The 13,306-nt window shown below is 37.0% G+C and carries 12 protein-coding genes; 11 read left to right on the top strand and 1 reads right to left on the bottom strand.

All coding sequences use genetic code 11. The features are described from left to right. Positions 1-21 precede the first annotated feature (21 nt). Positions 22-660, top strand: coding sequence for a tRNA (guanosine(46)-N7)-methyltransferase TrmB (gene trmB / locus AB3219_RS09465; RefSeq protein WP_216762513.1), 639 nt, complete (start codon positions 22-24; stop codon positions 658-660). Here the strand turns inward: trmB and AB3219_RS09460 are convergent. Next, positions 657-980, bottom strand: a complete 324-nt coding sequence (locus AB3219_RS09460; protein ID WP_367369412.1) for a PepSY domain-containing protein — start codon at positions 978-980, stop codon at positions 657-659. The genes trmB and AB3219_RS09460 overlap by 4 nt on opposite strands. A gap of 99 nt (positions 981-1,079) precedes the next feature. Between AB3219_RS09460 and ytpR the strand changes: the two genes are divergently transcribed. From ytpR to dnaI, 10 genes are all read left to right on the top strand, one after another. Further along, positions 1,080-1,727, top strand: coding sequence for a YtpR family tRNA-binding protein (ytpR, locus tag AB3219_RS09455; protein WP_216753869.1), 648 nt, complete (start codon positions 1,080-1,082; stop codon positions 1,725-1,727). Between the two features lie 18 nt (positions 1,728-1,745). Further along, positions 1,746-3,716, top strand: a complete 1,971-nt coding sequence (locus AB3219_RS09450) for a DNA translocase FtsK (protein ID WP_367369411.1) — start codon at positions 1,746-1,748, stop codon at positions 3,714-3,716. 65 nt (positions 3,717-3,781) lie between these two features. Beyond that, entirely contained in the window at positions 3,782-5,113 is a 1,332-nt protein-coding gene (murC, locus tag AB3219_RS09445) for a UDP-N-acetylmuramate--L-alanine ligase (RefSeq protein WP_057806413.1), read from the top strand. Between the two features lie 88 nt (positions 5,114-5,201). Further along, the gene (locus tag AB3219_RS09440; protein ID WP_367369410.1) at positions 5,202-5,903 is read left to right on the top strand and encodes a Bax inhibitor-1 family protein; all 702 of its coding nucleotides are present in this window, start codon (positions 5,202-5,204) and stop codon (positions 5,901-5,903) included. Between the two features lie 145 nt (positions 5,904-6,048). Continuing rightward, positions 6,049-8,712 carry a DNA polymerase I gene (gene polA / locus AB3219_RS09435; protein ID WP_260365273.1) on the top strand — a complete coding sequence of 888 codons (2,664 nt, stop codon included), beginning with the start codon at positions 6,049-6,051 and terminating at the stop codon, positions 8,710-8,712. 22 nt (positions 8,713-8,734) lie between these two features. Next, positions 8,735-9,574 carry a bifunctional DNA-formamidopyrimidine glycosylase/DNA-(apurinic or apyrimidinic site) lyase gene (mutM, locus tag AB3219_RS09430; protein ID WP_216753865.1) on the top strand — a complete coding sequence of 280 codons (840 nt, stop codon included), beginning with the start codon at positions 8,735-8,737 and terminating at the stop codon, positions 9,572-9,574. Beyond that, on the top strand, positions 9,574-10,173 hold the full coding sequence (gene coaE, locus AB3219_RS09425) for a dephospho-CoA kinase (RefSeq protein ID WP_216753864.1): 600 nt from the start codon (positions 9,574-9,576) through the stop codon (positions 10,171-10,173). Before mutM ends, coaE begins: the two co-directional genes overlap by 1 nt. A 20-nt stretch (positions 10,174-10,193) precedes the next feature. Next, positions 10,194-10,703, top strand: coding sequence for a transcriptional regulator NrdR (nrdR, locus tag AB3219_RS09420; RefSeq protein WP_057806421.1), 510 nt, complete (start codon positions 10,194-10,196; stop codon positions 10,701-10,703). Continuing rightward, entirely contained in the window at positions 10,703-12,088 is a 1,386-nt protein-coding gene (locus tag AB3219_RS09415) for a replication initiation and membrane attachment family protein (protein ID WP_263794648.1), read from the top strand. The genes nrdR and AB3219_RS09415 overlap by 1 nt, the downstream gene beginning before the upstream one ends. 2 nt (positions 12,089-12,090) lie before the next feature. Next, positions 12,091-13,017, top strand: coding sequence for a primosomal protein DnaI (gene dnaI / locus AB3219_RS09410; protein WP_216753862.1), 927 nt, complete (start codon positions 12,091-12,093; stop codon positions 13,015-13,017). The last annotated feature ends 289 nt before the right edge of the window (positions 13,018-13,306 follow it).

Below are 13,306 nucleotides of genomic sequence, written 5' to 3'. Positions count from 1 at the left end.
AAGAAAATTTGAGGAAATATAATGAGAGTTAGAAACAAACCGTGGGCAGAACCACTGATTGAAGCTCATCCAGAAATGATAATTACGGAACCTGCAAAACTCAAAGGTAACTGGCAAAAACGGTTTAAAAAAATTCAACCCATTCGAATTGAAATTGGCATGGGAAAAGGCCACTTCATTATTGAAATGGCTTTGAAGTACCCAGGAATAAATTTTATTGGCATTGAAATTCAACGATCTGTAGCAGCTATTGCTTTAAAAAAGGCGTTACCAAAGACGTTACCCAACCTTCAACTGGTGCTAGCTGATGGCGCAGATTTAAATGAGTATTTTGACAACGGTGAAATTGATCGAGTTTATTTGAATTTCTCGGATCCGTGGCCAAAAACAAGACATGAAAAAAGACGATTAACCTATAAAACTTTCTTACAGGTTTATCGTACAATTTTGGTTGAACACGGTGTTATTGAATTAAAAACAGATAATCAGAGATTATTCGAATACTCGCTTTTGAGTATGAATAATTTTGGAATTATTTTTGATGGTGTTTATTTGGATCTTCATCATAGTGATGAGGCGCTTGAAAATGTCGAAACAGAATATGAACATAAGTTTAGTGAAAAAGGTCAACGAATTTATAAATTAAAGGGACACTTTTAGAGACGGTAAATATCAATAATGGTGCCAGTTTTAGCGTCTGCCAAAAATTCATATTGAATCAAGTTACCATCTTCATAGCGAGTGATTCCACCGTAATAAACAGTGGTTTTGATGGCGACTTTTTGTAACGGAGCTTGTTTCATCTCAATCCAAGAACCCTCAATTGGACCTTCTTTTAGAAATGCCTTCCGAACGGTTTCTAAAATATCGTTAGCGGAAACATGTTTTTTATGAAATAAAAACCAACTTGCTAAAACACCAGTGGCTAGCCCAAGAGAGCCAATCGTGAGTTGTGTAATGGCGGTTTCTGGTTTTGACATTATGAATCACTCCTCTTTAAGATCTTATTTATAGTTATAGTATAACAAGATCGTTTAAAATAACATATCAGAATGAGTTAAAGTAGAAAGGAAACAACCATGTTAATCAGTAGTTATAATCCCACAGAGCTGGGTGATGTTTTAGTTTGTATTTTAAATCCGGACTCAGAAACGCAATCAGTAGAAACAAAAGGAAACGTGACACGTATTTTTGATTTCAAGACTAATGTTACTTTAGGGTTTAATTTCAAAGAAGTTTCTCAGATACTTGGCAAACTGACTAAAAACGGCCAAATTGTTTTGACCGCTCAACAGGTTGCCAAATTAAATGATTATTTGAAAGAAAATGAATTTTCACCAGAACTTGAACCAGACACTGAAAGCAAATTTATTGTTGGTTTTGTAGAAACGGCTGAACCCCATCCTGATTCAGATCATTTGTTGATTACGCAGACGATTGTGGATCAAGGCAAAAGGGTACAAATTGTGAGTGGCTCTCCTAATATGAAGGCTAAAATTAAAGTGGTTGTGGCCAAAGTGGGTGCCATGATGCCCAATGGCTTAATAATTTGGCCAGGCCAACTTCGTGGTGTCGACAGTTTTGGTATGATTTGTTCTGGAAGAGAATTGCAGTTACCAAATGCACCACAGAAAAAAGGTGCGTTAATTTTACCTGAAAATGATGATTTTAAAATTGGAACACCATTTGATTTTGTCCGGGGTGCAAAACTATTTAACACAAAATAAAGTTGGGTGAATAGAATTATGAAACACTATGATGGTCCTGCTTTTTTTCGAAAAGATCAGGATTCACTAAATAAACAAGTGAATAAAAAACGCGAAAAACGACGGAAACCATTGATTGAGAAACAAACGCACACGAATGTGCCATTTTTAGATAGTGAGCGGACTAAGCCTGATATTACTGCAATGCAGCCTCATAACTTGGATAAACGAGTAATTTTACAGTCGATGGCTGAAGTAAAGAGTCAGTCAAATGAATCTAGTGCGGCAAGTAGTGGAGCAAAGAGTACGGCGATCTCCTTGTCTTCATTGGCGGAAGCACCTTATTCAAAACCCGCTGAAGACAACTTTGAAACAGAAGCTTTTAGTGCGGCTCAACCTGTAACTAAAGCAGTTACAAAAGAGGTATCTGCAAGCTCTCAAAGCGCGAACTTAGTCAGCGTTTCTTCCGCAAAAATTGATGTGGAGGCTGATCCAGCTTTTTCAAGTGAACGACAGTTTGAGTCTCGTAAAATAGCCACGACCAGTCAAACGGATTCCGCAATTGCATCTTCAGAGGTCAGTACTCAAGGATATCAATTTCCTTCCGTTGGTTTGTTAAAACCACCAGTACGACTAGATGCAAGTTCACAATCAGAATGGCTAAAATCTCAAGTTCAGAGTTTGAATAGTGCTCTGAACGCTTTTGGGGTAGATGCTAAAGTTGTAGACTGGACAGTGGGCCCCACAGTAACACAGTTTCAAATTGAACTGGGACGCGGCGTAAAGGTCAATAAAATTACTAATTTGACGGATGATTTAAAACTGCAATTAGCGGCAAAGGACATTCGAATTGAGGCTCCAATTCCAGGCAAAAGTACTGTGGGAATTGAAGTACCTAATTTTAAGTCACGGCCAGTTATGCTTTCGGAAGTGCTAAATTCAACTGCTTTTAAAGAAAGTCAATCACCGTTGACCATTGCTTTAGGAGTGGACTTGTTTGGACAGCCAAGAATTTATGATTTGAGGAAAATGCCACATGGATTAATTGCAGGTGCTACTGGTTCTGGTAAAAGTGTGTTTATTAATAGTTTATTAATTTCGATTCTGTATAAAGCGACACCACGGCAAGTCAGATTACTTTTAATTGATCCTAAAACCGTTGAACTAGCGCCATATAATGACTTACCTCACTTGTTGGCACCAGTTATTTCGGATCCCAAATCAGCATCTGCTGCTTTAAAATGGGTTACCAATGAAATGGATGAACGTTACGAAAAATTAGCTGCTGCCGGTGTTCGAAATATTGAACAATTTAACCAAAAGGCTGAAAATACTGGGCATGCTGCTGATTATTTGCCTTATATAGTGGTTGTCATTGACGAATTAGCGGATTTGATGATGGTGGCCTCATCCGAAGTGCAAGATTATATTGTAAGAATCACACAAAAAGCAAGAGCAGCGGGAATTCATCTGATTATCGCAACGCAACGACCAAGTGTTGATGTGGTAACCGGATTAATTAAGAATAATATCCCAACTCGAGTTGCCTTTATGGTTTCAAGTCAAATTGATTCACGTACAATTTTGGATCACAGTGGGGCAGAGAGGTTACTTGGTCGCGGCGATATGCTGTTTCTTGGTAATGGTGCCAGTACGCCTATTCGTCTGCAAGGGTCTTACGTAGATGGTGAGATTGACGAAATCACGAATTTTATTAGGTCAGAATCACAACCACATTACGAATTTGATCCAGATTCGTTAAAAAAACAGGTTGAACAAATTGATGAACAGGATGATTTATTACCTGATGTTTTAGAGTACCTTGCTGATGAAGATACGATATCAACTTCTAAGTTACAACGAGTGTTTTCAATTGGTTATAATCATGCCGCAACGATTATTGATCAACTTGAAAATCAAAATTATGTTTCACCAGCACGTGGATCAAAACCACGTGAAGTTTATTTTACTCAAACAGATTTGAAAAAGATTCATGATGTACAGCCTTAATTTCGGTAAAAACGCTTTTTTATTGTGGTAAACTATTAACAAAACTGATAAAGAGGAAGAGAAAATTGGATAACAAGACAACATATTATTTTATAGGTATTAAAGGTTCTGGAATGAGTTCATTGGCATTAATTCTTCATGATGAAGGTTATACAGTAAAGGGTTCCGATATTGATAAATATACTTTTACTCAGCGTGGATTAGAGCAAGCTGGAATTGAAGTTTTACCATTTGACGAAAACAATATTAAAGAAGGCTTAACTGTCATTGCAGGTAATGCTTTTACAGATGATCATCCCGAAATAAAAAAAGCGCGTGCCATGGGCTTACCAGTCACTAGATATCATGAATTTTTGGGTAAAATGTTGTCAGGTTATACCAGTATTGGTGTTGCTGGGGCACATGGAAAGACAAGCACAACCGGATTACTTTCGCATGTCTTAAGCGGTGTCGCACCAACCAGTTACTTGATTGGAGATGGAACCGGAAAAGGCACGCCAAATGCACGTTTCTTTGTGTTTGAGGCAGATGAATACCGCCGTCATTTTATGGCCTATCATCCAGATTATATGATCATGACCAATATTGATTTTGATCATCCTGATTACTATACCGGTATTGAAGATGTCTACCATGCTTTCCAAGATGTTTCGCAACAAGTTAAAAAGGGAATCTTTGCTTGGGGTGACGATGTTAATTTACGTCGCTTAAAAGCTGATGTACCGATTTATTACTACGGAACTGGTAAAAATGATGATTTTCAGGCGCGTGATATTAAACGAACAACTTTAGGTTCAGAATTTGATGTTTATCATGAAGATGAATTTCTGGGTCATTATCAAATTCATTTGTATGGCGAACATAATGTGTTGAATAGTTTGGCAGTTATTGCAGTTGCCTACTTTGAAAAGGTTGATTTAAACGAAATTAAAGATGAATTATTAGACTTTAAGGGCGTTAAGCGTCGTTTTTCTGAAAAGAAAGTTGCAGATATGACTATTATTGACGATTACGCGCATCATCCATCTGAAATTAAGGCGACACTTGATGCAGCACGTCAAAAGTATCCAGAAAAAGAAATCATTGCTGTTTTTCAGCCCCATACGTTTAGTCGGACCATTGCTTTGTTAGATGACTTTGCGAAAAGCTTGAATTTAGCTGATAAAGTTTATTTAACTGATATTTTCAGCTCAGTTCGAGAAAAAAACGGCAAAGTTTCATCAGCTGATTTAGGAGCTAAAATTAATAAGGGCGGCGAAATTCTCCAGGCAGATAATATGTCACCACTTTTGGATTATCATAATGCTGTAGTTGTTTTCATGGGTGCTGGGGATGTTCAACGTTATGAAAAGTCATACGAAGAACTACTTAGTAATTTAAGTTTTAAAAATAATTAAAAAAACTGACTAATTTTGACCTTTTTCCTTGATTCATTTTTTTAATCTGATAGAATGTATTCAAAATGAATGAAAGAAGGAATTTGGTATGCAAGAACCGCGAAATCTTGTTAATACTGAGGTTGGTCTCAGTACGTTTATGACGAGAATGTATGGATTTATGGGATATGCCGTGGCACTTTCCGCAATTGTTGCTTATTTGAGTGGTGTCGTGTTTAGAGCACAGGTTATGCCAATCCTTTCAGGACATCCGTTTATCTTTTTGATTGTCTTACTTGGCTTACTAGTCTTCAGTGGAACGGCAAGCAGAAAAGCGCTTCAGGATGCTAGTACAGGGTTTCTGATGCTGACGTTGTTTGCCTTGTTCTTTGGATTAGAATTTTCGTTTATCTTTTTAACGTTTAATTTACCTACGATTGCCTCAGCCTTTGTATCAGCTGCCATTACGTTTGTGTCGATGTCGGTGATTGGAGCCACAACTCACAAGGATATGACAAAAATTGGTAATCAACTTTTTGCAGCTTTGATTGCTTTGTTTGTTGTTATGCTCGTGAATATGTTCTTAAGAAGTGCGATGATTAACTATCTGTTTTCTTTTGTGGGTGTTATGATTTTTGCTGGATTGTCAATGACTGATACCAACAAAATGAAGGCTCTTTACTTACAATATGGTGATCAGGTTTCTATGAGCGGCTTAGCTATTCAAGGGGCATTGCAATTGTACTTGGATTTCTTGAACCTGTTCCAATTCCTATTGCAAATCTTTGGTGGCTTTGGCAGCCGTGACTAAATAGAGTTTACTAGAACTAACTTGCAGTTATTGCAGGTTAGTTTTTTTATACAAAGAGTTGACCAATCTAAGTTATGAAACGAATAGTCACAATAAACGTCCGGAATTTGTTAAAATGGAATTATGAATACAAAAGGAGAATACAATGGCCGATAAAAGATTGCTTTTGATTGATGGAAATAGTGTGGCCTTTCGGGCGTTTTTTGCGTTGCATAATGCGCTAAGTAAATTTACAAATCAAGATGGGTTACATACCAATGCGATATATGGATTTAATAAAATGCTGGATCATATTTTAGAGATTGTGCAACCGACTGATGCATTAGTTGCTTTTGACGCTGGCAAGACAACCTTTAGAACAGAAATGTTTGATAACTATAAGGGAGGACGGTCGAAAACGCCACCCGAACTTTCCGAACAGATGCCGTATTTACGGGAATTGTTAAAGGGCTATGGCATTAAAACCTATGAATTAGCTAATTATGAAGCCGATGATATTATTGGCACACTTTCCAAACAAGGTGAAGAGGCCGGTTATGAAGTTACAGTTGTTACTGGGGATCGTGATTTGACGCAGTTATCCAGTGATAAGACGACCGTTTCGGTGACGATCAAGGGTGTTAGCGAAGTTGAACATTATACACCAGCTCATGTGCAAGAAAAGCTTGGTTTACGACCAGCACAAATTATCGATATGAAGGGACTTGCCGGCGATACGTCTGACAATTATACCGGAGTCACTAAAGTCGGTGAAAAAACGGCAATTAAACTTTTGAAACAGTACGATACGGTTGAAGGTGTTTATGAGCACGTAGATGAAATGAAACCTTCTAAGCTTAAAGAACATCTTGTTGAAGATCGCGACAATGCTTTTCTGAGCAAAAAATTGGCCACAATTAATCGCCAAGCACCAATCAAGGTAACCTTAGATGATTTGCAGTATTCGGGTAAAAATACGGCTACTTTGGTTGATTTTTATGAACGAATGAATTTTCAGTCTTTTCTAAAACAAATGCGTTCGACAGAAGGCTTTGAAGATCAGCAAACAGTTCAAGAAATTTCATACGTAGAATTGACACCCAAAAATTTAATCGAGGTAACCAAACTACCAAGTGAGCTTTCGTTTTATCTTGAGATGCCTGATAAGAATTACCATACGTCGAGTTTTGCGGGATTTGGAATTGGATGCGATGAAAAATGGTATGTTTCACGAAATGTAGACCTATTGTCAGATGCCACTTTCAAACAACTGTTTTCAGATTCTCAAAAACAAATTAATGTTTTTGATTTGAAGCGGACTTATGTGGGTTTAAATCGATTAGGTGTTTTATTTACAAATGGAAAAAATGATATTCTATTACAATCATATTTATTGGATACCAACGATAATTCAAATGATTTAGGTGCTTTAGCACACCGCCATGGTTATCAGGATATTCAATCTGATGAAGAAGTTTATGGCACTGGCGTGAAACGTCATATTCCTGAGGATGATTCACTTTTCTTTAAACATTTGGCAACTAAATTACGGGCAATTCAGCAGTTGGTTCCTCAACTTCAGGTTGAACTGAAGCAAAACGAACAACTCGATTTATACACCAATATTGAATTGCCACTAGCATTGGTTTTGGCAAAAATGGAAATTGCTGGCATTAAGGTAGATACTGATCGTCTTGAGCAAATGCAAAGTGAGTTTACAGAGCGATTAAGCGAAATTGAGCAAACCATTTATAACGAAGCAGGTGAAACCTTCAATATCAAATCGACTAAGCAATTGGGGACGATTTTGTTTGAAAAGCTTGGATTACCAAGTTCTAAAAAAACAAAAACGGGTTATTCAACTGCAGTTAGTGTTTTGGAAGAATTGCGAGGACAAGCACCAATTATTGATAACATTTTAGTTTATCGACAAATTTCTAAGATTCAATCTACCTATGTAAAAGGTTTGTTGAAGGTGGTGCATTCAACTGATCAAAAAGTACACACCACCTATTTGCAAACCTTAACACAGACGGGACGGTTGTCTTCAATTGATCCTAATTTGCAAAATATTCCCATTCGACTAGAAGAAGGACGAAAAATTCGTCAAGCTTTTGTTCCCAGTAAAACAGATTCACAGATTTTCTCTTCTGATTATTCTCAGATTGAACTGCGTGTTTTGGCTCACATTACGGGTGATAAAAATCTGCAAGCGGCTTTTAAAAACGATGAGGATATCCATGCTAGTACGGCAGTAAGAATTTTTGGCCTAAAAGATGCCTCTGAGGTGACACCTAATATTCGTCGTCAGGCTAAAGCGGTTAATTTTGGAATTGTTTACGGCATTAGTGATTATGGCTTATCACAAAATATTGGTATTTCGCGTAAACAAGCGAAGGCCTTTATTGATACGTATTTTCAAGAATTTCCGGGTGTAAAAAAATATATTGAAAATATTGTACAAAGCGCACGTGACAAGGGTTACGTTGAAACGATTGCCCACCGTCGCCGTTATTTACCAGATATTAATTCAAGTAACCACAATCAGCGCGCATTTGCGGAACGAACGGCAATGAATACGCCAATTCAAGGAAGCGCTGCAGACATTATTAAAATTGCGATGATTAGAATGCAGGCACAATTAGAAACACGCAAGCTAAAAACCAAAATGTTGTTGCAAGTGCATGATGAATTAATTTTTGAAGTGCCCAATGACGAATTAGAGGAAATCAAAAAATTGGTTCCAAGTATAATGGATTCAGCAATAAAACTTGATGTCCCCTTAAAAGTAGAAAGTGCCTTTGGAAAAAGTTGGTACAACGCTAAATAGTAAATAATAAGAAGGAATTACTATGCCTGAATTACCTGAAGTTGAAACAGTTAAACGTGGATTGACAGCGCTTGTAACTGGTAAAAAAATTAAAAAAATTGATGTTTATTATCCTAAAATGGTATTGCCTAATGAAACCGAGTTTGTTAAACAATTAACAAATAGGACAATTCAAAAAATTGAACGTCGAGGTAAATATTTAATTTTTCATTTTGACCAAAATGTGTCAATGGTTTCTCATTTGCGAATGGAGGGAAAGTACTCTGTTCATTCTCATGAAATGCCCCTAAATAAACATGATCATGTTGTTTTTGAATTTACTGATGGAACAGAGTTGCGCTATAACGATACAAGAAAATTTGGTCGAATGGTAGTAGTACCAACTGGTGAAGAGTATTCGGTTGCCGGTTTAAAAACAATTGGACCTGAACCAACACCAGCAACTTTGAGTCTTGATTATTTAACAACAACGATGAAAAAACATCATAAGGCGATTAAGTCCTTTTTACTTGATCAAAATATGATTGCTGGTCTTGGCAATATATATTGCGATGAAGTCTTATGGTTAGCCAAAATACACCCATTACAACCAACCAATACAGTACCAGTTGATAAAATTGCAATTCTAAGACAAAAGATTTTTGATGAACTTGATTTGGCGATTCGCGCCAAAGGGACGACAGTTTTTTCGTATTTAGATGCTAGCGGACATGCAGGGAGCTTCCAAAATCAACTGCACGTTTATCAACGAACTGGCCAACCGTGCGAACGGTGTGGGACACCCATTGAAAGAATTAAAGTTTCTCAACGTGGAACTCATTTTTGCCCGTTTTGTCAAAAATTAGTTGAGGTTGATGACTAATGGTGCAAGTATTAGGTCTGACCGGCAGTATTGCAACAGGAAAGTCTACAGTTAGTCAGTATTTAAGAAAATTGGGTTTTCCAGTTGTTGATGCTGATTTAATTTCCCGTGAAGTTGTGAAGCCAGGAATGATCGCCACACAAAAATTGCGACAAACTTTTGGTGATCAAGTATTTGATAATAATGATGAGCTTAATCGAAAAAAACTTGGTCAATTAGTGTTTTCTGATTCCGAAAATATGAAAAAACTAAATGAAATAATGCAACCAGCAATTAAAACCGAAATTATTCGGCAAATTGAGAAACTGAAAAAAAGTTCAAAAAAATTGATTGTTTTGGATGCACCCTTACTTTTAGAACAGAACTATCAATTCTTGGTTGATCAGGTTATGGTAGTAGTAAGTTCACCAACAGTTCAGTTACAACGGTTACGACAACGAGATGGGTTGTCAATGAAAGAAGCACAAGCACGAATTTCGAGTCAATGGTCGCAAAAGAAGAAACGATTGATGGCTGATGTTGTTATTGACAACAGTACGTCTATTGAAGAAACCCACCGGCAAGTGTTAAAATGGCTTGACAATAGTAAGTTACGTTAATAAGTGGAGGTAAGTAGCCCATGAGATGTCCACACTGTCACCATAATGGTTCACGTGTTGTCGATAGCCGTCCAACAGATGATGGTCGTGTTATTCGACGAAGAAGAGAATGTGAAGCATGTGGATTTAGATTTACAACGTTTGAACGTATTGAAGCATCACCATTATTGGTGATTAAGAAAAATGGTACCCGAGAAGAATTTAATCGCGAGAAGATTCTTCGTGGGCTTATTCGAGCTGCTGAGAAACGACCAGTTGGCGCGGATGAAATGTCTAAGATTGTTGATGAAGTTGAAAATAAAGTTCGCGGATTAGGTGAAAATGAAGTTTCAAGTCAAATTATTGGTGAGTACGTCATGAATTTGCTCGCAAAAGTAGATGAAATTGCGTATATTCGATTTGCTAGTGTTTATCGCCAATTTAAAGATATGAATGTCTTTATGAAAGAACTAAAAGATATGATGGCAAAAGAAAAAGATACAAAGAAGACAACCACAGGCAAAGATAAAAACGATGGTGGCGAAGCGTAATGAACAAAGGGTGGGCAAATTTAAGTCCCAAGGATGGTTTTTTAGTTACCCAACAAGCATATCTGAGTAATTTTGATCAACAAGTACTGACTTATTTGTATCAACCAATCATAGGAGCAAAGGCTTTTAGTTTGTTTCTGACACTTTGGACAGAAATGAATCCAGTGGGGATCCGTTCAGAAAGAAAATCTCATTTAGAATTATTTGATATTCTAAATTGTGATTTACCAGAATTTTATGCAAGCCGTCAAAAACTTGAAGGAATTGGTTTGCTAAAGTCGTTTGAGGGAGAAGATTCACTTGGACACTTTTTTGTTTATCAACTTGATAAACCGGTGTTTCCAGATAGTTTTTTCAAAGATGCTTTGTTAAGCAGTCTATTGCTTGAAGCAGTTGGCGAGCGACGTTTTTCGGAATTGGCAGATCATTTTAAATTGATTCAAACTAATAACAAAGATCTTAAAAACGTTTCAACTGATTTTTTAACGGCTTTTCATATTTCTGAACAAACGCTTAAAGAACCCAATTCTTTAATTCGTGAAACTCAGGCAGAATTTAAAAAAGCTAGTCAAACCAATCAGGCAACAGAGATAAGTTTAAAGAATACAAATTTTGATTTCAAACTGTTAAAAGAGTTGGTAAGCAAGGGGTTTACCCAGTGGAGTTCCGTAGATGAGGCGCAAAAATTAATTTTAAGTGAGCATCTTTTATATGGAATTGATGAGGTTGAAATGGCTCGTCAAATTGGACAGGCCACTGATTTGATTTCCAATAAATTGAACACAAAAAAACTGCAATTGCAGATTTCAAAGGACTTTACAGCACATAGTACGGAAACACAGAAGTATGTTGCCGGAGCCGAGCAACCAGAAATTGTCAGTAAAGAGGATAAGTCTGAGCTTTCTAAGGAAGATCAAGAACTAATTAAAGCTGCTAAAGCGTATGCACCGGCAACTTATTTGGAAAATCTAAAACTTTCAATTCATGGCGGTTATGTGACGTACAGTGAAAGACAATTGTTAAAGGATTTAATCGATCGTAATTTGTTTCCGGTTAGTGTAATTAATATTTTGATTTCTTATATTGTGGTTGATCGTGAAATTACAACATTACCTAACAAACTTGTTGATACAATGGCAAATAATTGGAGCCGGGCTCATGTCACAACTCCAGAGGCGGCTGTGTTACAGATTAAAAACTTTGCAAAATCTAAAGCAACAACGCGAAAGCAGGCAAATGCACGCAGAATAGTGACTAAAGAGACCTTACCTGACTGGGCAAAAAATGATAAATCTACGCAGACAACGACCATTAACAAGAATGATCAAGAACGGTTAAATCAACGGTTAAATGCACTTCGAAAACAACACAAGGAGGACAAGTAGACATGGAAAATGTGCGCGAAGTATTAAAAGAACTTATGAGCAAACGTAAGTTAGATACTAAGTTTCAGGATCTAATGTCTGCTGTGTATGAGGATCCCGATGTTTTAGCATTTTGTCAGAAACACAAAACAGAATTATCACCTGATAGTGTGGCTCGTTCAGCATCTAAGCTATATGAATATGTTCAGGAAAGAAATAAATATAATCGTCATGAACCAACTTTGATGCCAGGATACCAGCCGATTTTGATTGTAAATAATCATTTAATTGAGGTTTCATATCGTCCTAGTAAACAACTGTTGGCAGATGAAAAACAGCGCGCATTTAATTCACGCATAAAGTCTGTCAATATGCCTAAAATGATTCGACGGGCACGATTTGAAGATTTTTATCCAGATGCCAATCGTCAATCTGCTCTAAACGCGGCGTTGGATTTTGTTCAAGCCTATGAAGCAAACCCACAGCAGTTTCATAAGGGGTTATATTTATCAGGAAGTTTTGGTGTTGGAAAAACTTATTTGTTAGGTGCGATTGCTAATGAACTGGCGTCACAGGAATTTGTGTCTACTTTAGTTCATTTCCCTAGTTTTGCAGTTGAAATGAAAAATGCAATTGGCGAGAATAATTTAACGGAAAAATTGAATGCCATTAAAAAAGCACCCATTTTGATGCTAGACGATGTAGGGGCTGATGCAATGTCTAGTTGGGTGCGTGACGAAGTATTAGGTGTTATTTTAGAATATCGTATGCAAAATGAATTACCAACGTTTTTCAGCTCTAATTTTTCAATGAATCAGTTAGAAAAAGAACATCTTCAGGTTAATCAACGTGGGGAGTCAGAACCTTTGAAGGCCAAACGTTTGATGGAAAGAATTAAGTTTTTAGCTACTGAAATTACCATGGTAGGTGTTAATCGTCGCCAATCTTAATTGCACAATTCTTAAAATGAAATGTGAAATCTGTTATTGACTTTTTTTCAGAGTGTGGTTTAATTAGTTTTGAAATCAAAGAAAAGACATGATCATTGTTAAATCATCCAGAGAGTGGTGGCTATAACTGGAAGTCACCTATGAGTGCCAATGACTACCACTTTTCTGAGCCTGGTGGAAATATCAGGACGGATTGTTCCCGTTATCGAACCCAATGAGATGCAGACGGATTGTTTGCAATCTTGGGTGGAACCGCGTTAATAACGTCCCGAGTACATGAAAGTGTATT

The organism is Pediococcus ethanolidurans, assembly GCF_964062635.1.
GTDB classification, from domain to species: Bacteria; Bacillota; Bacilli; order Lactobacillales; family Lactobacillaceae; genus Pediococcus; species Pediococcus ethanolidurans.
Note: the sequence above shows the minus strand (reverse complement) of the source record. Positions and strands in the feature narration are given on the sequence as shown.

Coding starts and splice junctions, on each gene's coding strand:
- dnaI (WP_216753862.1), top strand. CDS start 12,091: ATGGAAAATGTGCGCGAAGTATTAAAAGAACTTATGAGCAAACGTAAG.
- AB3219_RS09460 (WP_367369412.1), bottom strand. CDS start 980: ATGTCAAAACCAGAAACCGCCATTACACAACTCACGATTGGCTCTCTT.
- nrdR (WP_057806421.1), top strand. CDS start 10,194: ATGAGATGTCCACACTGTCACCATAATGGTTCACGTGTTGTCGATAGC.
- coaE (WP_216753864.1), top strand. CDS start 9,574: ATGGTGCAAGTATTAGGTCTGACCGGCAGTATTGCAACAGGAAAGTCT.
- trmB (WP_216762513.1), top strand. CDS start 22: ATGAGAGTTAGAAACAAACCGTGGGCAGAACCACTGATTGAAGCTCAT.
- ytpR (WP_216753869.1), top strand. CDS start 1,080: ATGTTAATCAGTAGTTATAATCCCACAGAGCTGGGTGATGTTTTAGTT.
- AB3219_RS09415 (WP_263794648.1), top strand. CDS start 10,703: ATGAACAAAGGGTGGGCAAATTTAAGTCCCAAGGATGGTTTTTTAGTT.
- AB3219_RS09440 (WP_367369410.1), top strand. CDS start 5,202: ATGCAAGAACCGCGAAATCTTGTTAATACTGAGGTTGGTCTCAGTACG.
- mutM (WP_216753865.1), top strand. CDS start 8,735: ATGCCTGAATTACCTGAAGTTGAAACAGTTAAACGTGGATTGACAGCG.
- AB3219_RS09450 (WP_367369411.1), top strand. CDS start 1,746: ATGAAACACTATGATGGTCCTGCTTTTTTTCGAAAAGATCAGGATTCA.
- polA (WP_260365273.1), top strand. CDS start 6,049: ATGGCCGATAAAAGATTGCTTTTGATTGATGGAAATAGTGTGGCCTTT.